Origin of the sequence: Amycolatopsis sp. lyj-109 (assembly GCF_046548995.1) — a bacterium.
Classification (GTDB): domain Bacteria; phylum Actinomycetota; class Actinomycetes; order Mycobacteriales; family Pseudonocardiaceae; genus Amycolatopsis.
In genome coordinates, this window is record NZ_JAJPWR010000007.1 from 242076 (window position 1) to 263578 (window position 21503).

The 21503-nt window shown below is 71.0% G+C and carries 19 protein-coding genes, 1 pseudogene and 1 riboswitch; of the genes and pseudogenes, 7 read left to right on the forward strand and 13 right to left on the reverse strand.

Going from position 1 to position 21503, the window contains the following annotated elements:
- Window positions 1-18: 18 nt before the first annotated feature.
- The 10 genes from ACLJQF_RS18035 to metG all read right to left on the reverse strand — a co-directional run bounded on the left by ACLJQF_RS18035 (window position 19) and on the right by metG (window position 12446).
- The gene (locus ACLJQF_RS18035) at window positions 19-1776 is read right to left on the reverse strand and encodes a fatty acyl-AMP ligase (protein WP_410610055.1); all 1758 of its coding nucleotides are present in this window, start codon (window positions 1774-1776) and stop codon (window positions 19-21) included.
- 24 nt (window positions 1777-1800) lie between these two features.
- Window positions 1801-2388: an adenylate kinase gene (locus ACLJQF_RS18040; protein ID WP_410610056.1), complete on the reverse strand. Its 588-nt coding sequence runs from the start codon at window positions 2386-2388 to the stop codon at window positions 1801-1803.
- Window positions 2385-4151 (reverse strand): ATP-binding cassette domain-containing protein, encoded by a 1767-nt coding sequence (locus ACLJQF_RS18045; protein WP_410610057.1) that lies wholly within the window; start codon window positions 4149-4151, stop codon window positions 2385-2387. The genes ACLJQF_RS18040 and ACLJQF_RS18045 overlap by 4 nt, the downstream gene beginning before the upstream one ends.
- A 3-nt stretch (window positions 4152-4154) precedes the next feature.
- Window positions 4155-4562: an ASCH domain-containing protein gene (locus ACLJQF_RS18050; protein WP_410610058.1), complete on the reverse strand. Its 408-nt coding sequence runs from the start codon at window positions 4560-4562 to the stop codon at window positions 4155-4157.
- Window positions 4559-5521: a 4-(cytidine 5'-diphospho)-2-C-methyl-D-erythritol kinase gene (locus tag ACLJQF_RS18055; protein ID WP_410610059.1), complete on the reverse strand. Its 963-nt coding sequence runs from the start codon at window positions 5519-5521 to the stop codon at window positions 4559-4561. The genes ACLJQF_RS18050 and ACLJQF_RS18055 overlap by 4 nt, the downstream gene beginning before the upstream one ends.
- 109 nt (window positions 5522-5630) lie before the next feature.
- Window positions 5631-6644 (reverse strand): methionine ABC transporter ATP-binding protein, encoded by a 1014-nt coding sequence (locus tag ACLJQF_RS18060; protein ID WP_410610060.1) that lies wholly within the window; start codon window positions 6642-6644, stop codon window positions 5631-5633.
- Between the two features lie 209 nt (window positions 6645-6853).
- Window positions 6854-6944: riboswitch (SAM riboswitch) on the reverse strand.
- 125 nt (window positions 6945-7069) lie between these two features.
- Window positions 7070-7906: a 16S rRNA (adenine(1518)-N(6)/adenine(1519)-N(6))-dimethyltransferase RsmA gene (gene rsmA / locus ACLJQF_RS18065; RefSeq protein ID WP_410610061.1), complete on the reverse strand. Its 837-nt coding sequence runs from the start codon at window positions 7904-7906 to the stop codon at window positions 7070-7072.
- Between the two features lie 180 nt (window positions 7907-8086).
- Window positions 8087-9514, reverse strand: a complete 1428-nt coding sequence (locus tag ACLJQF_RS18070) for a transglycosylase family protein (protein ID WP_410610062.1) — start codon at window positions 9512-9514, stop codon at window positions 8087-8089.
- Between the two features lie 288 nt (window positions 9515-9802).
- The gene (locus ACLJQF_RS18075; protein ID WP_410610063.1) at window positions 9803-10639 is read right to left on the reverse strand and encodes a TatD family hydrolase; all 837 of its coding nucleotides are present in this window, start codon (window positions 10637-10639) and stop codon (window positions 9803-9805) included.
- A 10-nt stretch (window positions 10640-10649) separates the two neighbouring features.
- The gene (gene metG / locus ACLJQF_RS18080; protein WP_410610064.1) at window positions 10650-12446 is read right to left on the reverse strand and encodes a methionine--tRNA ligase; all 1797 of its coding nucleotides are present in this window, start codon (window positions 12444-12446) and stop codon (window positions 10650-10652) included.
- A 53-nt stretch (window positions 12447-12499) separates the two neighbouring features.
- On the opposite strand from metG, the pseudogene ACLJQF_RS18085 reads away from it, so the two are divergent.
- The 5 genes and pseudogenes from ACLJQF_RS18085 to ACLJQF_RS18105 all read left to right on the forward strand — a co-directional run bounded on the left by ACLJQF_RS18085 (window position 12500) and on the right by ACLJQF_RS18105 (window position 16771).
- Window positions 12500-12993: pseudogene (locus ACLJQF_RS18085) on the forward strand (PadR family transcriptional regulator).
- A 71-nt stretch (window positions 12994-13064) separates the two neighbouring features.
- Entirely contained in the window at window positions 13065-14042 is a 978-nt protein-coding gene (locus tag ACLJQF_RS18090) for an ATP-binding cassette domain-containing protein (protein WP_410610066.1), read from the forward strand.
- Window positions 14032-14796, forward strand: a complete 765-nt coding sequence (locus ACLJQF_RS18095) for an ABC transporter permease (protein WP_410610067.1) — start codon at window positions 14032-14034, stop codon at window positions 14794-14796. The genes ACLJQF_RS18090 and ACLJQF_RS18095 overlap by 11 nt, the downstream gene beginning before the upstream one ends.
- 78 nt (window positions 14797-14874) lie before the next feature.
- Window positions 14875-15489: a glycoside hydrolase family 25 protein gene (locus ACLJQF_RS18100; RefSeq protein ID WP_410610069.1), complete on the forward strand. Its 615-nt coding sequence runs from the start codon at window positions 14875-14877 to the stop codon at window positions 15487-15489.
- Between the two features lie 19 nt (window positions 15490-15508).
- On the forward strand, window positions 15509-16771 hold the full coding sequence (locus tag ACLJQF_RS18105) for an aminodeoxychorismate synthase component I (RefSeq protein WP_410610070.1): 1263 nt from the start codon (window positions 15509-15511) through the stop codon (window positions 16769-16771).
- Here the strand turns inward: ACLJQF_RS18105 and ACLJQF_RS18110 are convergent.
- Window positions 16748-17701: a quinone oxidoreductase family protein gene (locus ACLJQF_RS18110; protein ID WP_410610071.1), complete on the reverse strand. Its 954-nt coding sequence runs from the start codon at window positions 17699-17701 to the stop codon at window positions 16748-16750. The two genes, ACLJQF_RS18105 and ACLJQF_RS18110, sit on opposite strands and share 24 nt — an antisense overlap.
- 42 nt (window positions 17702-17743) lie before the next feature.
- Between ACLJQF_RS18110 and ACLJQF_RS18115 the strand changes: the two genes are divergently transcribed.
- Window positions 17744-18277, forward strand: a complete 534-nt coding sequence (locus tag ACLJQF_RS18115; RefSeq protein ID WP_410610073.1) for a QsdR family transcriptional regulator — start codon at window positions 17744-17746, stop codon at window positions 18275-18277.
- Here the strand turns inward: ACLJQF_RS18115 and rsmI are convergent.
- Window positions 18270-19118 carry a 16S rRNA (cytidine(1402)-2'-O)-methyltransferase gene (gene rsmI, locus ACLJQF_RS18120; protein ID WP_410610075.1) on the reverse strand — a complete coding sequence of 283 codons (849 nt, stop codon included), beginning with the start codon at window positions 19116-19118 and terminating at the stop codon, window positions 18270-18272. The two genes, ACLJQF_RS18115 and rsmI, sit on opposite strands and share 8 nt — an antisense overlap.
- 68 nt (window positions 19119-19186) lie before the next feature.
- Here rsmI and ACLJQF_RS18125 point away from each other — a divergent pair, with 68 nt between their 5' ends.
- Window positions 19187-20755 carry a dolichyl-phosphate-mannose--protein mannosyltransferase gene (locus tag ACLJQF_RS18125; protein WP_410610077.1) on the forward strand — a complete coding sequence of 523 codons (1569 nt, stop codon included), beginning with the start codon at window positions 19187-19189 and terminating at the stop codon, window positions 20753-20755.
- 1 nt (window position 20756) lies between these two features.
- Here ACLJQF_RS18125 and ACLJQF_RS18130 read toward each other — a convergent pair whose 3' ends face one another.
- The gene (locus tag ACLJQF_RS18130) at window positions 20757-21470 is read right to left on the reverse strand and encodes an AraC family transcriptional regulator (RefSeq protein WP_410610347.1); all 714 of its coding nucleotides are present in this window, start codon (window positions 21468-21470) and stop codon (window positions 20757-20759) included.
- Window positions 21471-21503: the final 33 nt, after the last annotated feature.

The window sequence follows — 21503 nt, forward strand, 5'->3', positions numbered from 1 at the left end:
TTCACGTGAAAGTGCCCGTTAGGCGTCGGCGTTCTTCTTGATCCGGTCCGCGAACTGCTGCGCCGTCGCCGCGCGCTTGACCTTGCCCGACGGCGTCTTCGGCAGGCTGCCCGCCGGGAGCACCACCACCGCGTACGGCCGCATGTCGACGGCGTCGCGGACTCGCGCCGACACCTGCTTCATCAGGCTCTTCTCGGCTTCGGCGTCACCCGCCAGCTTCGACTCCACGACCACCGCGAACCGCTCGCGGCGGCTGCCCGCGTCCAGCCGGACGGCCACCGCGTTGCCCGCGCGCACGCCCTCGACCGAAGTCGCCGCGCGCTCGATGTCCGTCGGGTACAGGTTGCGGCCGCCCATGATGATGACGTCCTTGCGGCGGCCGCAGATGACGATCTGGCCGTCCACCAGGTAACCGAGGTCGCCGGTGTTCAGCCACCCGGCATCGTCCTGCGTCGAGACCGGGCCGTCCATGGTCAGGTAGCCGGGCGTCACGGCCTCGCCGCGCAGCCGGATCTCGCCGACCTGACGCTCACCCAGCGGCGAACCCGCGTCGTTGACGATCTCCGCCTCCAGCCCGTCGAGGGGCCGGCCGAGCAGCGCGAACGACCGGACGCTGTCGGTCCCCCGCCGCGGGTCGCCTTCGGGGACGGGCACCGCGCGGTTGTCCGCCTCCAGCGCGTCGGCTTCGACGACGTCGAGGGTGAGGCCGGTGAACAGCGGCGCGAACGACACCGCGAGCGTCGCTTCCGCCATGCCGTAGGCGGGGAAGACGCACTCCGCCGGCATCTTGAACCGGGCGCCGGCGTCCACAAAGGTCTGCACGGCGGCCTCGTCGACGGGCTCGGCGCCGTTCAGCGCGATGCGCAGCTTCGAGAGGTCGTAGGCGTCGTCCTCGTCGACGCGGGCCATCCGGCGCCCGACGATGGCGTAGGCGAAGTTCGGCGCCGCCGTCGTGGTGCCGTGGTACTTGGTGATCAGCTCCGGCCAGATCAGCGGCCCCGAGAGGAACTCGACCGGCGTGATCTTGACCAGCTCGACGCCGAAGGTCATCGGCACGGTCAGGAAGCCGACCATCCCCATGTCGTGGAACGTCGGCAGCCAGGAGACCATCACGTCGACGTCGAAGTCGAACTCCGCGCGCTCGACCATGGCCTTGACGTTGGAGTACAGGTTCCCGTAGGTGATCCGCACGGCCTTGGGGTCGGCGGTCGAACCGCTGGTGAGCTGCAGGAGCGCGGTGTCGCCCTCGTCGGTGGGGACGACGTCGGCCAGCGGCTCGGCCGCGGTGAGCTCGGTGATGAGCTGGAACCCGATGCCCTTCTCGGCCAGCACCGGCGCCAGCTGGTCGAAGGGTTCGCCCAGCAGCACTGTGACATTCCGGGGCCTGGCCCCGGGCCCCGGCCGGGGGGCAAGCCCCCCTGGACCCCCCAAAGCGTCCTGGTCCGAACCGATCATCCCCAGGATCCGCACGGTGTCCTCGGCCCACTCGGCGAGATCGGTGCGCGGGGTCGGCTGGTGCAGCATGGTGACGCTGCCACCGGCCAGCCACACGGCCTGCACGGTCGGCGCGATCAGCACCGGCGCGGCGGCCAGCACCGCAACGGCACCTCCGCGCTCGAACCCCCCGGCGACGAGACCACCGGCGATCCGCCGCGCCTCGGCGTGCACCTCGGCCCAGGTCCGCCGGACCGGCTCCTTCGGCTCCCCGGTCACCATGCCGCGCTGCTGCCCCCGCTTCGTCGCGGTGGCGACGAGCGTGTCCACGAACCTGCTCATAGCGGGAACATTACTGTCTCGGTGTCAACGTCCGCCGCGCAAAGCGGAAACCGGCCCGCGGAGCCAGCGGTCCACTTGCCGTTGCCCCCGCAGCCGCACGACGACGAGGCCGGGGTGGCGGTTCTCGTCGATCACCTTGCGGACCCGCGCCCGCATGATCGGGTGGTACCGCCACGCGACCCGGACGATGTGTTCCCGGTCGGTGAAGACGCCACGCAACGGACCTTCGACGTTCCCCGCCGCGATCTCCGAACCGCGGCCGAAGCGGCGTTGCAGGGTGCGTTTGACGACCCGGGCCATCGCCAGCGCGCGCGGGTGGTCGAGCCACACCAGCACGTCCACGCGCGCCGTCATCCGTTCCCGGACCTGCTCGCCCTGCCACTCGATCGCCCAGACGTCACCATCCAGGAAGCCGAGCACCTCGGCCTCCCAGGTCTCCCGCACGGTCCAGCCGGGCCCGAGGTAGAAGGATTCGAGCGAGACGTACGGCACGCCCAGCCGCTCGCACAGGGCTTGCGCCAAGGTCGACTTGCCCGAGCCCGCGGAGCCCGCCACCGCGATCCGCCGCACCGGGCGCCCGAAGGGTTCGCCCGGGCCGACCACCCTGGTCATTCCAGCAGCTCGGAGGTCTCCAGCCAGCGGGCCTCGACGTCCCCGATCTCGCCCTGGACGCCCTTCAGCTCGGCGTTGAGCTCCATCAGCTTCGCCGGGTCCGTCGCGGCTTCCAGCAACGACGCGTGGAGCTTCTTCTCCTTGGCGTGCAGCTGGTCGAGCTTGCGCTCCAGCCGGCCGAGGTCCTTCTGCGCCGCGCGCAGGTCCGCCGCCGACTTCTTCGCCTCGGTCTTGGCCGCCGTCGGAGCTGCCGCGGCCGCCGGTTCCTTGGCGACGGCGCGGCGGTTCAGGTACTCCTCGATGCCGCCCGGGAGGTGGGTGATGCGGCCGTCGCCGAACAGCGCGACGATCGTGTCGCAGACGCGTTCCACCAGGTAGCGGTCGTGGGACACCACGACCATCGTGCCCGGCCAGCCGTCGAGGAGATCCTCCAGCTGCTGCAGGGTGTCGATGTCCAGGTCGTTCGTCGGCTCGTCGAGGAGCAGCACGTTCGGCTCGGCCATCAGCAGCCGGCACAGCTGCAGGCGCCGCCGCTCGCCGCCGGAGAGGTCGCCGACCGGGGTCCACTGGCGCGCCTGCGGGAAGCCGAGCTTCTCGCCGAGCTGCGACGCCGTCATCTCCTGCTTGCCGAACACCACCCGCCCGGCCACCTGCTCGATCGCCTGCAGCACGCGCAGGTCGCCGGGCAGGTCGTCGAGCTCCTGGCGCAGGTGCGCGAGCGCGACCGTCTTGCCCTCGATCCGGCGGCCGGTCGAGCCCTCGACGTCGCCGCCGAGCAGCTTCAGCAGGGACGTCTTGCCCGAGCCGTTGATACCGACGAGGCCGATCCGGTCGCCGGGACCGACCCGCCAGGTGACGTGGTCGAGCAGTGTCCGCTCGCCCACCGTGTACGTCGTGTCTTCCAGTTCCAGCACGGTCTTGCCGAGCCGCCGCTTCGCGAACGCCTGCAGCTCGACGGAATCGCGCGGCGGCGGGACGTCGGCGATCAGCGCTTCGGCCGCCTCGATGCGGTAGCGCGGCTTCGACGAGCGGGCCTGCGGGCCGCGGCGCAGCCACGCCAGCTCCTTGCGGGCCAGGTTCTGGCGCTTCTCCTCGGCCGTCGCGGCCAGCCGGGCGCGCTCGGCGCGCGCGAAGATCCAGTCGGCGTAGCCGCCTTCGTACTGCTCGACGCGGCCGTTCGCGACCTCCCACGTCAGGGTCGCGACGGTGTCGAGGAACCACCGGTCGTGCGTGACGACCACGACCGCGATCCGCCGGTTCAGCAGGTGGTCGGCGAGCCACTGGACACCTTCGACGTCCAGGTGGTTGGTCGGCTCGTCGAGCACGACGAGGTCGAGCTCGCCGGTCAGCGCGGCAGCCAGGGAGACCCGGCGCCGCTCCCCGCCGGAGAGGTTCGCGGTGGGCGTGTCGAGCCCGATCGCGGTGATCCCCAAGCCGTCCACTATGGACCGGACGCGCGCGTCGGCGGCCCATTCGTGCTCGGCGCCGTAGCGTTCGAGCACGACTTCGCCGACGGTACTGCCGTCCGGGAGCTCGGTCCGCTGGGTGACCACGGCCATCCGCAGGCCGCCGACGTGGCTCACCCGCCCGGAATCCGGCTCGGCGAGTCCGGAAAGGACTTCCAGCAGGGTGGTCTTGCCGCCACCGTTGAGGCCGACGACGCCGATGCGCTGTCCGGCCGCGACGCCGAGGGAGACGCCGTCCAGCAGTGGCTTCACCCCGTAGGACTTGCTCACCGACTCCAGGTTGACCAGGTTGGCCACTGCTCAGCCGATCCTCTCTACGATGACGAACCGGGACGCCACGACCATGGTCGTGTCGTCCACGGTGAATTCCGGATCTTCGAGCGCGGCGCGCATTTCGGCGCTCTGCCAGTACTCCGTGTGGCCGGCGCGCCATTCGGCGACGCTCGTGTCGCCCTCACCCTCGTCGAGCGCGTGCTGCAAGTCCACTTCGGACAGAGGAAGCACGCGCACCTCGGTGGTTTCGAGCACAGCGACCCCGTTGCCGGCCGAGTCGATCATCAGCTCACGCTCGCCGACGACGGGCAGTTCTTCGCCGTACTTCTCGTATTCGGCGACCAGGCCGGTCGTCGACGTCTTCTCCCCGCGCAGGATCGCCGCGACGAGCTTGTCGCGCAGCGGGCCGGGGAACGCGAACTCGGCGTGCTTCACGCGTGCACCCGCGGCGGTGCCGGACGGGGTGCGTCATCCCCGCCGACGGCGCGGGCGCCGGGGACCGGGCCGTGGGCCACCCGGACCGTCCGGCACACGCCGGCGCCCGACAGCTCGGCCGCGACCTCCACCGCCGACTGCGCGCCTTCGCAGAGGAACGCGCACGTCGGGCCGGAACCGGACACCGTGCCCGCGAGCGCGCCCGCGTTGACGCCCGCCCGGAGCGTGCGGCGCAGGTCGGGCCGCAGCGAGACCGCGGCCGCCTGGAGGTCGTTGCCCAGCAGCAGGGCCAGCTGGCGCGGATCGCCGGAGGCCAGCGCCTCGACGACCGGCGTGTGCGAGCCGATCCTGGGCGGGTTGCCCGCCGCGCGCAGCCGGTCCAGTTCGCCGAACACCTTCGGCGTCGACAGCCCTTCGTCGGCGAAGGCCAGCACCCAGTGGAACGTGTGCCGCGACAGCACCGGGACGAGCTGCTCGCCGCGGCCGGTGCCCAGCGCGGTGCCGCCGTAGATGGCGAACGGGACGTCGCTGCCCAGTCCGGCGGCGAGCTCGGCCAGCTCGTCGCGGGTGACGTCGAGGTTCCAGAGGCTCGCCAGCCCGACGAGCGTCGCGGCCGCGTCGGCGCTGCCGCCCGCCATGCCGCCGGCGACCGGGATGCCCTTGCGCAGCACCACCCGGACCTTCGGCTCTTCGGTGCGCCCGACGTGCGCGGCCAGGGCCTCGACGGCCTTCCAGGCCAGGTTCTCGGGGCCGGTCGGGACCGTGCCCTCCCCCTCGCCGTAGACCTCGATGCCGGGCTCTTCGGTGACCGCGACGGTCACCTCGTCGGTCAGCGACAGTGCCTGGAACACGGTCACCAGCTCGTGGTAACCGTCTTCGCGCAGGTCGTCGACCGACAGGTGCAGGTTGACCTTGGCCGGGACCCGGACGGTGACTGGGGGCGGAACTACGGCGAGCACCCGACCAGCCTACGTGGCCCCCGCCGCTCACACTTCCGGCAGTAACTTCGTGAAGGCCACCTTGAGGAACTTGTACTTCCTCAAGGTGGCCTTCACGAAGTCGGGCCGGTCAGGCAGCCGCGACACCCTGCGGGCCGCGGGCGGTGTGCGTCACGTGGCCGCCGCGCTCGGCGACCCAGGCCAGCGCCGCGTCGGCCCGCTCGCCGCGGACGCCGAGGCGGAAGCGGCCGACCGGGGTGTCGCCGATGCGGGTCAGGCCGCCGCCGATGGTGGCGAACTCGACGTCGAAGCGACCGGCGGCCTCGGGCAGCAGCGCACCCACCGACGCGAAGCCGACCAGCACGACGTCGGCCGCGCGGTCGTAGCGCGCCACCTGCGCGCGGGTGGTCTCGATGGCCGGCAGCAGCGCCTGCGCGGTGCGGCTGGCCGGGTCCGAGATCAGGTCGAGCACCGTGCCGCGTTCGACGACCGTGCCGTCCTCCAGCACCGCGACGTCGTCGCAGACCCGGCGGACCACACCCGCGTCCGGCGTCGTGACGACGACGGTGACGCCCAGCTCGGAGCGCGCCCGGTCGAGGACGGCGAGCACCGCGCCGGCCTCCTCCGGGTCGACGCCGGCGGTCGGGTCGTCGGCCAGCAGCACGGCCGGGGCCGCCGCCAGCGCCTTCGCGACCGCGACGCGGCGGAGCTGACCGACGGACAGCTCGCCGGGACGCTGCGCGGCACGCGCGGTCAGGCCGACGAGGTCGAGCAGCGAACCGACCCGGCTGCGGCGCTGCGGGCCGTCGACGCCGAGCTGCTCGAGCGGGGAGGCGATGTTGCCGGCGATGGTGCGCTCGGCGATCAGCTCCGGCTTCGTCGAGACGACGCCGAGCTGGCGGCGGATCTCGCGGAGCCGGCGGCCGTCGAGGGTGCCGGTGTTGAGGCCGTCGAGGCGGACGACGCCGCGGTCGGGGCGCTCCTGCAGGGCGATGCACCGGGCGAGGACGGACTTGCCGGACCCGGCGGGACCGACCACGCCGAACAGCGAGCCGGCCTGGACGTCGACGCTCACGTCCCGCAGCGCGACGACGGAGTTTCCGTTGGTGGCAAAGGTTTTGGACAGGTTTTCGACGGTGATCACGAAGGCTCCAGAAAACAGGGTGCACGCAGCGCGCAGCACCCGGCCGCAAGCGAGTTCCGTCCTGTTCGGACGGTGCATGAAGAAGAGGTGGACCGGGTCGGACTAGCTCAGTTGGAGCGTCGACATGCGGTCACGGAGCGGCGGCCTTCGTCGACTACGCGACGCCTGGTCAGGAGCAGGGGGCGAGCTACCCTCTTCATCGAAAACGGCCTCCATCGGTCCTGGCGGTAGCACCTGCCCTGTGGAGGGTGGTTGCTGCGACTTCGGCGAGCCAGGTCTCTCAGTCGCTCGGGATGGACGTACTGAGTAAAACCGATCCCACGGAGCGAAAGCAAGCCCGTTGGCCCAGATCACACGAGTGGCGGTGTCCGGATCGCGGGATCATGAGCGGCGAGGGCGTGTTTCACGCTTCCACTGTGGAGTGCCTAACGGGCGGCGGCGATCCGGGCGAAGGCGTGTACGTCCAACTGCTCACCACGGGTTCTCGGGTCGATCCCGGCGGCCGTGAGCAGCTCACCGGCCCGTTCGGCCGAGCCCGCCCAGCCCGCGAGCGCGGCCCGGAGCGTCTTCCTGCGTTGTGAGAAGGCGGCGTCCACCAGGCCGAAGAGCAGCTCCCGGTCTTCGGACGCCGTCGAGTCGCCACGTTCGAAGGCGACGAGCGCGGAATCGACGTTCGGCACGGGCCAGAACACCGAGCGTGGCACCGCGGCGACTTTGCGTGCACTTCCGTACCAGGCGAGCTTGACGCTGGGCACGCCGTAGATCCGGCTGCCGGGGCCGGCGGCCATCCGGTCGGCGACCTCGGTCTGCACCATCACGAGGCCCTTCTTGAGCGAAGGCACCTCGGCCAGCAGGTGCAGCACGACGGGCACGGCGACGTTGTAGGGCAGGTTGGCGACGAGAGCGGTCGGCTCGCCGAGTTCCTCGCGGGTGACGCGCAGGGCATCGGCCCCGACGACGGTCAGCCGTTCCGCGGCTTCGGGGCCCCGCTCGGCGACGGTCTTCGGCAGCCGCTCGGCGAGCTTGGGGTCGATCTCGACGGCGACGACCGGCGCCCCGGTGCCGAGCAGCCCGAGCGTCAGCGACCCGAGCCCGGGCCCGACCTCGAGGACGACGTCGTCCGGGGTGATCCCGGCGAGTTCGACGATCCGGCGGACGGTGTTGGGATCGTGCACGAAGTTCTGCCCGAGCTTCTTGGTCGGCCGCACGTCGAGTTCGGCCGCCAGCCCGCGGATTTCGGCAGGTCCCAGCAGTTCAACCACCGGACGAGCCTACTTGAACCCGGAACTCGCGTGATCAGCGGCGGATCTCGCGTGATTGAGCGGGCATCACGCGTGATTGGGAGGGCATCACGCGTGATTGGAGGGGCATCACGCGTGATGCCTTTTTGCGCACGCGAACCGGCCCCCGTCCGTGTGGACGGGGGCCGGTTCGAGGAGCTGTCAGGCCTTCTTGCCGCAGACCGGCCAGGCGCTGTAGCTGCCGCCGCGGCCGGCCTTGACCTTCTCGGCGACCGCGATCTGCTGCTCGCGCGAAGCCTGGTTCGGCAGCGCGGCGTACTCGTCGCCGCCGTAGGCGTCCCACGTGCGCTTGTCGAACTGGAGGCCGCCGTAGTAGCCGTTGCCGGTGTTGATCGACCAGTTGCCGCCCGACTCGCACTGCGCGATGCGGTCCCACGCGGAGCCGTCGCCGACGGCCGGGGTCGGGGCTTCCTTGCTGCCGACGTGGATGATCTTCGGCTTCGGCTGGGTGATGACCTTCTCGGAGATGCTCTCCCGGCCGGTCTCCTTGCCGTTCTTCTGCGTGACCTTGTAGGTCACTTCCTTCTCGCCCGGCGTGCCGGGGTCCTCGACGCTGGTCTTGCCCTTGGTCAGGTTCGGGTCGTCGACGCGCTGCTCGGGCGGGTCGATGGACTCCTTCTGGACGACCGTCGAGACGCCGGTGCGGCTGACGTGCACCTCGGCGCCGTCGGTCAGCTTGACGTCCAGGCCACCCTCGGCCTTGTCCTCCGGGCCCAGGGTGAGCTTGTATTCGCCCAGGAACTCCTTCGTCGTGACCGCGGTCGTCTTCACCTGCTTCGGCGCGTTCCCGCCGTCGTACAGCGTGATGTTCTTGAGGGTCTTGATCTCGACAGTCGCGCCCTGCAGCGGCAGCTCGCCGCTCTTCGGCATCGACATCCACGTGCCGGCCTTGTCCATCTCGGACATGCCGAGCTGGCTCAGCGCGTCGCCGAGGTGGGTCGCGCGGACCCAGGAGGTGCGCTCGGTGCCGTCGACGACCAGCTTCAGCTGGCGGCCGCGCTCGAGCTTGATGACGCCGCCGTCGCCGACCTCGGCCTGCGGCGAGGGGGACAGCGAGTCGTGCTCGCCGACCGACAGGCCCGCGTCCTCGAGCACCTCGCCGACGGTGCCGCCGAAGGAGTGCACGGTCTGCTGCTGGCCGTCGACGTCGACGGTGATGCTCTTGTTCATCGCCAGCGCGGCCGCGCCGCCGCCGGCGACGCTGATCATGACGCTGAGGACGGCGCCCTTGAGGAACCGGCGCTTCCAGACCTTGGTGGTCTGCCGGAGGCCCTCGTCCAGAGCCGCACGACGCGCTTCGGGGGAAGCGGTGCGGTCCTCTTCGAGGCCGTCCGGGATGACGATCGGCGGCAGGTACGTCGTCTCGGCGTTGATGAGCCGGATCAGTTCGTCGACGTCGACGTCGATCTCGGCCATCATCGCGTCGGCGTCGGGGCCGAGCGCGGCGAGGATGTCCTGCTGCGTGATGCTCGGGCTGTCAGAGAAGTCCAGCTGGCCGTACGCAGTGTCCTCGAATTCGCGTTCGAGTACGGCCGCGGAGCGCGCTCCAGCCTGTCTGCTAACTGTCACCGGGTCGTTCCCTTTCCCAAGGTGCCGTTCGGGGCAGCACCTTTACGTCTGGGCCCTCAGCCGGCGCCATCGTCACAGTTCCAGGCCGTACCGCTCCTGGTTCCGCTTCCCCGACGTGCACTGACGTGACTGTGGGCGTAACAGTCGGCAACTGCAGTCCGCAGTACCGACCGGCACGATCACGGGACAGTAACGGGTCGCGGCGGGTTGCGCAAACACCCCCCGGAGTGTCGTGATCTGGGTCACCCATCAGGTGGACGAGCCGGGAACCCTGTTGTCGCAATGCGTTCAACCCGTTGTGACGCTGGGGAGTCGGTAGACCCGCTCGGCGGTGGTCCGGACCGATTCGGCGACTTCGTGGACAGCTTCGCCCCTGAGCGCCGCGAGGTGACGGACGGTGTAAGCGGCGCCGAACGGCTCGTTCGGCCGCCCACGGAACGGGTGGGGGGTCAGGAACGGCGCGTCGGTCTCGACGAGGTACTGCCCCGGCGGGCAGAGCCGGGCCGCCTCGTGGAGGCCTTTCGCGTTCTTGAACGTGACGGTGCCCGCGAAGGAAAGGACATACCCCGCGTCGACGCACTTGCGGGCCATTTCCGCGTCCCCGGAAAAACAATGGAAAATTACGGCATTCGGCGCACCCTCTTCGGCCAGAATGCGCAACACGTCGTCGTGGGCCTCGCGGTCGTGGATCATCAGCGGCTTGCCGAGCCGCTTCGCGAGGTCGATGTGCCAGCGGAAGGCCTCCTGCTGGGCATCGTGCGGGGAGTAGTCCCAGTAGTAGTCGAGGCCGGTCTCGCCGACGGCGACCACGCGGTCCCCGGCCGCCAGCCGCTCGACCTCGGCCTTCTCGGCCTCGCCGAACCCCTTGGTCCGGGTCGGGTGGATCGCGACCGCGGCGAACACCCGCCGGTCCCAGCCCGCCGCCTCGACGGCCCAGCGGGCCGAGGCGAGGTCGTCCGCGACCGTGACGACGCGGGCGACGCCGGCGCGCTCGGCGCGGTCGACCATGGCCGTGACATCGGCCGCGGTGACCGCGCCGCACGCGTCGAGATGGGTGTGCGCGTCCACCACCGACACCGGGAGCCGGTCCGGGACCGGCGGTAGCTCGCGCTTCTCGTCACCCATGCACTACCTCTTACTCTTTCACGATCGGTGCCCACTCCGGGCCGGTCTCACCCAGCACCGGGTCGAGCTTGGTGAACAGCGGCGACGGCTTCTGCAGGGGCTTGCCGACCTCGATCGGCTTCGACTCCCACTTGGCCTGCTCGCCCGCGTAGTCGCCGGTGAGGATCGGGTTGACCCGGCCGGCGATGTCGAGGTCCTCGACCTCTTTCAGCTCCGGCTGGGCGGCCCAGACGCCGGTGCCGCCGAGGGCCTCGTGCACCTTCTGCGCCGAGTGCGGCAGGAACGGCGTCAGCAGCGTGTTCGCGTCCGAGACGACCTGCAGCGCGGTGTGCAACACCGTGTCGCGCCGCGTGGGGTCGTCCTTCAGCTTCCACGGCTCCTGGTCGGAGAGGTACTTGTTCGCCGCGGTGACGACCTTCATCGCCTCGCTCGCCGCCAGCTTGAACCGGGACCGGGCCAGGTGCGCGCCCGCGGTGTCGAAGGCCTTGCGGGACAGCGCCTTCAGGTCCTCGTCGGCCGCAGTCGGGGCTTCCGGGCGCGGGATGGCGCCGACGTTCTTGTGCGCCATCGAGATGGACCGGTTGACCAGGTTGCCCCACTCGTTGGCCAGCTCGAAGTTGGTCCGGCGGACGAACTCGTCCCAGGTGAAGTCGGTGTCCTGGGTCTCCGGGCCGGCGACCGAGATGAAGTACCGCAGCGTGTCCGGGCCGAAGTCGCGCAGGAAGTCCTCGACGTAGATGACGCGCCCGCGCGAGGTCGAGAACTTCGAGCCGCTCATGGTGAGGAACTCGCTGGAGACGATCTCGTCCGGCAGGTGCAGCTTGCCGTACTTGCCGGGCTCGCCACCCTTGTCGCCCTCGCCGTTGTGCCCGAACAGCAGCGCGGGCCAGATCTGGGCGTGGAAGGTGATGTTGTCCTTGCCCATGAAGTAGTAGGACCGCGCGTCGGCGTTGTTCCACCACTCCTGCCACGCGTCCGGGTTGCCGGACCGGCGGGCCCACTCGACGCTGGCCGAGAAGTACCCGATCACCGCGTCGAACCAGACGTAGAACCGCTTCATCGGCTGGTCGCTCCAGCCGTCGAGGGGGATCTTGACGCCCCAGTCGAGGTCGCGGGTGATCGGCCGCGGCCGCATGTCGTCGATCAGGTTCTTGGTGAAGTTGAGGACGTTGGGACGCCAGTCGGTCTTGGTGCCCAGCCAGTCGCCGAGGGTCTTGGTGAACGCCGGCAGGTCCAGGAAGTAGTGCTCGGTCTCGACGAACTTCGGCGTCTCGCCGTTGATCCGCGACTTCGGGTTGATCAGCTCCGCGGCGTCGAGCTGGTTGCCGCAGTTGTCGCACTGGTCGCCGCGCGCGCCGTCGTACCCGCAGATCGGGCAGGTGCCCTCGACGTAGCGGTCGGGCAGCGTGCGGCCGGTGGACGGGCTGATCGCCCCGCGCGTGGTCTTCGGCACGACGTAGCCGTTGCGGTGCAGCGCCAGGAAGATCTGCTGCGTCACCTCGGCGTGGTTGCCGGTGGAGGTCCGCGTGAACAGGTCGTAGGACAGGCCGAGGCCTTGCAGGTCGTTGCCGATCTGGCGGGTGTACTTGTCCGCGGTCTGCTGCGGGGTCGAGTTCTCGTTGTCCGCCTGGACGGTGATCGGGGTGCCGTGTTCGTCGGTGCCGGAGACCATGAGCACCCGGTTGCCGGCCATTCGCTGGTAGCGGGAGAAGACGTCGGACGGGACGCCGAATCCGGACACGTGGCCGATGTGGCGGGGGCCGTTGGCGTAGGGCCAGGCCACCGCGGTCAACACAGAGGTGCTCATACCTTATTAGCCTACGGAGGGCGTCACGAGCTTTGACGAGAGGGAGGCCCGGTTTGTCGGCGACACGGTTGCTCGTGCTCGGGGTGGTGCGCAGGTACGGCCGCGCGCACGGCTACCAGGTGCGGCGCGAGCTGCTGACCTGGTCGGCGGACGAGTGGGCCAGCGTCCAGCCGGGATCGATCTACCACGCGCTCGAGAAGATGACCGCCGTCGGACCCGCGGCTCAACCACCCCGAACTGTCGGCCGCGATCTCGCTGATGACCACGCTCCCCCGGGGCGCGCGTGATCAACCTGCTCCGGCACCGGCTGGTCCACCTGGAGGCCGAGCAGCGGCAGGCGAAGCTGATGCTCGAAGAGCTGAAGGTGAGCATGGGCATGGGGACGCCCGAGCACGTCGGCGAGCTGTACCGGCTGTGGGGCGGGATCACCGACGCGAGCCTCACCTGGCTGCAGGGCCTGATCGCCCGGCTCGAAGCCGGCGACTACGTGATGGCCGGCGAGTCCCCGGACGCCTTCGGCGAACCACCCGCCCGGTATCAAGTTTGACTAGCGCGTGTCGCTGCGGCACAGTGTGCGCTTCAGCTAGTCAAGCTTGACTACTTTCGAGAGGGGTTCCCATGATCACGGCACGCGGTCTCGAGCGGCGGTTCCGCCGCAAGGGCCGCACTGGGGGCGAAGTGCACGCGGTGAAGGGCGTCGACCTCGACGTCGAAGCGGGCGAGCTGGTCGGCTTCCTCGGGCCCAACGGCGCCGGGAAGACGACCACGCTGCGCATGCTGACCACGCTGCTGAAGCCGACCGCGGGCACCGCGACCGTCGGCGGCCGCGACCTGCTGGCCGACCCGCTGGGCGTGCGCGAGCGGATCGGTTACGTCGCGCAGGGCGGCGGCAGCGCGCCCGAAAGCAAGGTCGCCGACGAGCTGGAGCTGCAGGGACGGCTCTACCGGATGAGCAAGGCCGACGCGATCGCGCGCGGCGCGGAGCTCGCCGAGCAGCTCGACCTCGGCGGCCTGGACCAGCGGCTGACCAAGACGCTGTCGGGCGGCCAGCGACGGCGGCTCGACATCGCGCTCGGGCTGATCCACTCGCCGGCGCTGGTGTTCCTCGACGAGCCGTCGACCGGGCTCGACCCGCAGAGCCGCGCCAACCTGTGGGAGCACATCCGCCGGCTGCGCGCAGAACAGGGCGTCACGGTCTTCCTGACCACCCACTACCTCGATGAAGCCGATGCGCTGTCGGACCGGCTGATCGTCATCGACGACGGCCGGATCGTCGCCGAGGGCACGCCGGACGCGCTGAAAGCGCGGGTCAACGGCGACCGCGTCGAGATCGGCGTCGAGCCGGAGCAGGCCACGGACGCGGCCGAGATCGCGGGACGGCTCGCGGGCGCGCGGGAGCTGTCCGTCGACGGCGGCGAGGTCCGGTTCCGGGTGCCGCGCGGCGACGTCGCCCTGCCGGAACTGCTGCGCGCGCTCGACGCGAAGAACATCGCGATGCTGTCGATGCGGGTGCACCGGCCGACGCTCGACGACGTTTTCCTGACCCTGACCGGCCGCTCGCTGCGGGAAGCGGAGGAGGGCACCCGTGCTGCGTGACACCTGGCTGATCTTCCGCCGCGACATGGCGTCGGCCCTGCGCAACCCGACGTGGGTGCTGATCGGGCTCATGCAGCCGCTGCTGTACCTGTTCCTGTTCGGGCCGCTGATGGTCAAGGCGATGCAGGGGCAGGGGCTGTCCGAAGTGGACGGCTGGATGCTCCTGACGCCGGCGCTGATCGCCCAGCTGGCGCTGTTCGGCAGCTCGTTCGTCGGCTTCGGGCTGCTGGCCGAGTTCCGTTCCGGCGTCGTCGAGCGGTTCCGGGTGACGCCGGTCAGCCGCACCGCGCTGCTGCTGGGCAAGGTGCTGGCCAACGCCCTGCAGACCGTGGTGCAGGCGGTGCTGATCATCGCGCTGGCGTACCTGGTGTTCGACCTCGACGCGCCGGCCGGCGGCGTGCTGCTGTGCCTGGCGATCGTGTTCCTGCTGGCAGTGTCGCTGGCGTCGTGTTCCTACGCGCTGGCGCTGACGCTGAAGAGCGAGGAGACGTTCCCGGCCCTGCTCAACGCGGTGCTCATGCCGCTGCTGCTGCTTTCGGGGATTCTCCTGCCGATCACGGCCGGGGTCGCGCCGAAGTGGCTCTACACGGTTTCCCAGATCAACCCGTTCCGCCACGTGGTGGACGTCGAGCGGAACTCGTTCCGCGGCGACTTCACGATGGACGCGTTGTTCACCGGCGGTGTCGTGGTCCTGGTGATGGCCGTGTTGTCGGTGTGGTGGGGGACACGGACCTTCCACCGCGAAAACGCCTGATCAACCGCGAGTTTGTCACTGCGGGTCCGCCTCCGGCGACGTATGGTGTGCTCTCCACCGACGCGCCGGGGGCGGACCGTGACAGAGCCGAAGAGTGAACTCGGCATCTCGCTGTCGCACCGCGAGCGCGTAGCCGACTGGCAGGCCGTGCGCGCCGCGCAGACCCGGTTCGTGTCGGTGACCATCAGCGAGAACGTCAACTGGACCAGCTCGGCCGCGGAGCACTCGCTGCTCGGCGCGCAGGAGGCCGGGCTGCACGTCGGCGGCCGCCACTACGCGCGGCCGGGCGCGGTCCACGACCAGGCCGAGTTCTTCGTGCGGACGGCGAGCAGGCTCGGCGCGTTCGCCCCCGGATCGCTGGCCCCGACGCTGGAAGTGGCGGCACCGAGCGTCGACGACCGGTTCATCAAGGCGTGGATCAAGCACGTCCGGCACGCGGCGCGCATCGAGCGCGTGCTGATCTACGCCGACCACGACTGCTGGGCGCACCGCCTGCACCCGGACCGCTGGGCCGACAGCGAGGTCGTGCTGTGGCTGGCCCGGCACAACGGCATCCCCGGACGGCCGGGCTGGTTCCACTCGCGGCTCGGCGTGCACCAGCACGCGTTCGCGCCGGACGTCCCCGGCATCGCGGCCCCGGTGGAGCAGAACGCCGTCGTGTACCCGTTCACATTGGGCGACCTGCTGCTCTGACGTGTGGTGATATGTCGCCATGCGCGTGACGAGCCAGCCACTCCGGACGGACGTGACGCCGTCGCGCGCCCTTTTGGTGCTGGCCGCCCACGCCGCTGCTCGCGGCCTGCCGCCGCCCGCGATGCTCTCGGGTGACTGGTTCGGATCGCAGGCCGTCATCGCACCGTCGCTCACCGTGTCGCCGCGAGCTTTTCCGTCCGCCGCCGAGGCCGACGGCCCGCCCGGCGTGATCGGCGGCGGCTGGTTCGGCTACCTGTCCTACGACCTGGCGGATCCGTCGCACCGGACCGGGTCCCTGCCGGCGGCCGCGTGGGGCTGGGCGGACCACGTGCTGCGGTGGTCCGCCTCGGGCACGTGCCACCTGGACTCCCTGGACGGTGGCGGGCCGTCGGTGTCCACAATGGAGTCGTTGCTGGCCGGGCCGGTGCCTTCCGCGTCGTGGACAGCGGGGCCGTTGCGGCGGCCGCTGCCGTCGGAGCACCGGGACGCGGTCAAGGCGTGCGTGCACGCGATCGAGGCCGGGGAGCTGTTCCAGGCGAACATCTGCGGCCGGTTCACCGGCTCGTTCTCGGGCTCCCCGGCGGCCTTGTTCGCCTCCGGCGTGTCGTCACTGGCGCCGCGCCGGGCGGCCTTCCTGTCCGGCTCGTGGGGCTCGGTGGTTTCGTTCTCGCCTGAGCTGTTCCTCGCGCGGCACGGTCGTTCGGTGCGGTCGACGCCGATCAAGGGCACCCTCCCCCGGCGCGGCCCCGCGGACGACGGGAACGAGCAGCTGCTGCGTCAGTCCACAAAGGACGTCGCGGAGAACGTGATGATCACCGACCTGGTGCGCAACGACCTGGGCCGGGTGTGCGAGGTCGGGTCGGTGACGGTGCCGTCGCTGCTGCGGGTCCGGCCGGCGCCGGGGGTCTGGCACCTGGACTCGACGGTGACGGGCGTCCTGCGCCCCTCGGTCTCGGACGCCGCGCTGCTCGACGCGACGTTCCCGCCGGGGTCGGTGACCGGCGCGCCGAAGATCCGCGCGCTGGACCTCATCGCGTCGCTGGAGCCGTGCGGCCGCGGCGTCTACACGGGCGCGATCGGCCTGCTGTCCCCGGTGGCGGGGCTGGAGCTGAACGTCGCGATCCGCACGTTCGAGATCGCCGCCGGCTCGATCGCCCTCGGCGTCGGCGGCGGCATCACGGCGGATTCGGACCCGGAGGCGGAGTGGCAGGAGTGCCTCCACAAGGCGGCACCCCTGGAACACCTCCTCGCGAACCCGCTACTTCGCGGGGTCGAGCAGTAGCTTGCCGACGGTCTTGCGGGAACGCAGGGCCTCGTGCGCGCCCCGCGCGTCCGACAGCGGGAACTCGCCGCCCGGGATCGCCTTCAGCTTGCCGGCCAGGACCAGGTCGAACAGCTCCGCCAGCGCCGTCCCGAAGACGTTGCCGGGCACGCGGAAGATGTGCGGCAGCCACATGCCGCTGATCGTGGTGCTGTGGCCGAGGATGTTGCGCAGCTCGACCGGCTTCGGGTTCTCGCGCCCGGCCATGCCGTAGAACGCCAGCCGCCCGAACGGGGCGAGCGCGGCGATGCTCTGGTCCGTGGTCTTCCCGCCGACCATGTCGAGCACGATGTCGACCCGGCGGCCGTTGGCGTCGAGCAGGGCCTCGGTCATGTCCTCGGCGCGGGAGTCGATCGCGACGTCGGCGCCGAGCTCGAGGGCGAGCGCGCGCTTCTCCTCGCTGCTGGCGGTGGCGACGACGCGGCCGGCGCCCCACGCCTTGGCGAGTTGCACGGCGACCGTCCCGACCCCACCGGCGGCAGCATGCACGACGACGGACTCGCCCGCGGCGAGGTGGGCGTTCTTCTTGAGCAGGATCCACGCGGTCGTGCCCTGGACCAGCATGGACAGCGCGGTGAGGTCGTCGATGCCCTCGGGCACCGGGAAGGTGGTGGCCGCCGGGGCGACAGCCTTCTCGGCGTACCCGCCACCGCCGTTGAGCAGGGCGACGACGCGCTTGCCGTCGTGGGTCCCGACGACTTCGCCACCGGGAACGAGCGGCAGCTTGCTCGGCGCGAGGTAGCTGTTCTCGGCCTGGTGCGTGTCGGCGTAGTTGACGCCGATGCGCTCGACGTCGATGAGGACCTCGCCGGGCCCGGCCACCGGGTCGGGCAGCTCGACGGGGGTGAGCACCTCGGGTCCGCCGAACTCGGTCACCTGCACTGCGCGCATGTCGCGTTCCCTCTCCGTCGTGGTTGTGAGACATTCTGACATATGTCTCACGAGTTCGAACTGGCCCGCGACTGGTTCCTGGCCGGCCGCCGGGTGGACATGGGCGAACTGGCGCGAGCCCTGTCGATCAGCCGGGCGACGCTGCACCGCCGGGTCGGGTCCCGCGATCTCCTGCTGGGCGAGATCCTGTGGTCGCTGTCGTCGGCGTCGATCGCGCGGCTGTGGCCATCGTGCGTCGGCCGCGGCGCGGCCGGGATCGCCGACTTCGTGAGCGGGTACGTCCGGATCGCGAACGACTCACCGCCGTTCCGCGACTTCCTGCGCCGGGAGCCCGAGCGGGCGTTGCGGCTGCTGACGACCCGGGCGAGCGTCTGCCAGAAGCGGACCACGGAGAAGCTGGCGGCCCTGCTGTCGGGCGAGGTCTCGGCGGGGCGGCTGGACCCGCCGTTGCCGGTGCCGGACCTGGCCTACCTGCTGGTGCGGATCGGCGAGTCGTTCGTGTACACGGACGTGATCACCGGGGACGCGCCGGACGCCGCCAAGGCACACGCCGCGGTGACGGCACTGCTCACTTGACCCGCGACGCCAGCACCGCGTCGTAAAGCTCCTTTTTGGACACCCCGGTCGCCTCGGCGACCTCCGCCGCCGCGGACTTCAGCCGCTCGCCGGACGCCACCCGGGCCGAGACCTCCTCCACCAGGTCGGCCACCGAAACCGACCTCGGCACCGCCCCTTCCAAAACAACCGTGATCTCCCCGCGGACCCCCTCGGAAGCCCACTCCGCCAGGGACGACAGCGTTCCCCGCTTCACCTCTTCGTACGTCTTCGTCAGCTCCCGGCACACCGCCGCGCGCCGATCCGTGCCCAGCACCGCGGCCGCGTCGGACAAAAGGGACGCCAGGCGGTGCGGGGACTCGAAGAACACCGCTGTCCGGGGCTCGTCGCGCAACGCCGTCAGCCACCGCGTGCGCTCGCCCGGCTTGCGTGGGGCGAAGCCCTCGAAACAGAACCGGTCACAGGGCAAACCGGACAAAGCGAGCGCCGTCGTCACCGCGGACGGGCCCGGCAGGCAGGTCACCGGAAGCGACTCCGCGACGCACGCCGCCACCAGGCGGAAACCCGGGTCGGACACGCTCGGCATGCCGGCGTCGGTCACCAGGACCACCGTCTCGCCCGCGTGCAGCGCTTCGAGCAGCTTGGGCAGGCGGGCCGCCTCGACGTCTTCGTAGAAGCTCACCACCCGGCCGCGCGGGGTCACGCCCAGCGCCGACGCCAGGGAGCGGAACCGGCGCGTGTCCTCGGCCGCGACCACGTCCGCTTCCGCCAGGGCCGAGGCCAGGCGCTGGGAAGCGTCGCGGACGTCGCCGAGTGGGGTCGCCGCCAGGATCAGGCGGCCGGGAGGAACCGGGGAGCTCACCGACCCAGCCTAGGCTGATCAGCGGATCCGGACGACGCACGCCCCGTCCCGCCCGTAGGATCGCCCCCGTGACCGCCGTGCTGACCCGTCCCGACGACGAAAGCGTCCGGCCGGACCCGGTCGAGGCGCTCCGGCCGCCCACCGACCGCGAGCTGACCCTGCTCGGCCGTGGCATGCCGGCGGACCGGCTGCGCGGCTGGGTCGTCACCCTGGTGCTGACCCTGATCGGCGGCATCGTCCGGCTGCAGAACCTCGGCGAGCCGACCGACAAGGGCAGCCCCGTCTTCGACGAGAAGCACTACGTGCCGCAGGCGTGGCAGGTGCTGCGCAACGGCGGGTACGAGGACAACTACGGCTACGAGCTGGTCGTCCACCCGCCGCTGGCGAAGCAGCTGATCGCGATCGGCGAATGGCTGTTCGGCTACAACGGCTGGGGCTGGCGGATCATGCCCGCGCTGGCCGGCACGCTGATGGTGCTGCTGACCATCCGGATCGCCCGCCGCCTGACGCGCTCGACGCTGCTCGGCGGCATCGCCGGCATCCTGGTGATCAGCGACGGCGTCCTGCACCTGCAGTCGCGGATGGGCATGCTCGACATCTTCATCGCGCTGTTCGTGCTCGCCGCGTTCGCCTGCGTGCTCGCCGACCGCGACCAGGTGCGCGAGCGGCTCGCGACGGCGGTCCGCGAAGGCTGGGTCAACGAGTCCGTCTGGGGGCCCAAGCTCGGCTTCCGCTGGTGGCGGTTCGCGGCCGGGCTGATGATCGGGCTCACCTTCGGCGTCAAGTGGTCGGCGCTGTACTACATCGTCGCGTTCGGGCTGCTCACCGTCTTCTTCGACGTCGCGGCGCGGCGCGCGGCCGGCGTCGAACGGCCCTGGCTGGGCACGATCCGCCGGGACGTGCTGCCCGCGCTGTGGGCGATCCTGATCATCCCGTTCCTGATGTACTTCGCCGCGTACTGGGCCTGGTTCGCCAGCGAAACCGCCACGGACCGGCACTACACCGAGATCAAGGACATCGCGCCGGGCTTCTGGTCGTGGATGCCGCCGGCGCTGCGCTCGCTCGGCGACTACACGGCGAACGTCCTGCACTTCCACGAAACCCTGGTCACGCCCAAGGACAGCCCGCACCCGTGGGAGTCGAAGCCGTGGACGTGGCCGATGGGGCTGCGCCCGATGCTCTACAGCTACAACGGCGAAGTCACCGGCTGCGGCGAGGCCCGCTGCATCAGCGCGACGATGCTGATCGGCACCCCGGCGATGTGGTGGCTGGCGATCCCGATGCTCGGCTGGGCGGCGTGGCGCTCGATCTTCCGCGCGGACTGGCGTTACGCGGCGGTGCTGGTCGGCTACCTCGGCGGGTACGTCTTCTGGTTCACCAACATCGACCGCCAGATGTACTTCTTCTACGCGACGCCGCTGGCCGCGTTCCTGGTGCTGGGGCTGACGTTGTGCCTCGGCCAGATCCTGGGCAGCGCGCGGCGCGGGTTCGAGAGACGCGGGACAGGCCTGCTCGTGGTGTCGCTGTACGTCGGGCTGGTGGTGGCGAACTTCGCCTGGCTGTGGCCGATCCTGAACGGCATCGCGATCACGAACGGCCAGTGGGAGGCCGAGCGCTGGCTGCCCTCCTGGCGGTAGCTCAGCCCGCGAAGTAGGCCCCCGGCGTGACCCCGACGGCCCGGCGGAAGGCCGCGACGAACGCGCTCGCCGAGCTGTATCCGACCCGGTAGGCCACCGTCTCCAGCGGCGCCGACTGGGCCAGCAACGGCAACGCCGCACGCAGCCGCACCTGCGTGCGCCACGTCCCGAAGGGCATCCGGCACTCCCGGACGAAGATCCGCGCGAGCGTGCGTTCCGCGGCCCCGACATCCCGGCCGAACTCGGCCAGGGTTCGCGAGTCGGCCGGGTTCGCCAGCACCGCGCGCTCGACGTCGCGTGCCCGCGGGTCTTCGGGCGACGGCACCACGATCGGCACCACGTCCAGTGGTTCCAGCAGGTCGAAGGCCACGGCTTCGGCGCGCAGCCGGGCCGCGGGCTCGACGCCGTCGCCGGTCAGGTACTCCAGCAGCTCCCGCAGGAGCGGCCGGACGACGACCATCCGCGGCTGCGGCCACGACACCGGCGAGCGCGCCGGGTCGGCGTAGATGCCCCGCAGCGCCGCCCGCCCGAGCGCGCCGGTGCGGTGCCGGACGCCGGCGGGCATCCACAGCGCCCGGGTCGGCGGGAGGACCCAGCCCGCGTCGCCCGCCTTGACCGCGACCACGCCGCGCGCCGACCAGACCAGCTGGTGCGCCGGGTGCTCGTGCCACGGGAACCAGGTGCCCGCGGGCAGGTCGAACGCGCCGAGCAGCATGGCTTGACCGGTTTGCGACATCAGTTGGCAGCG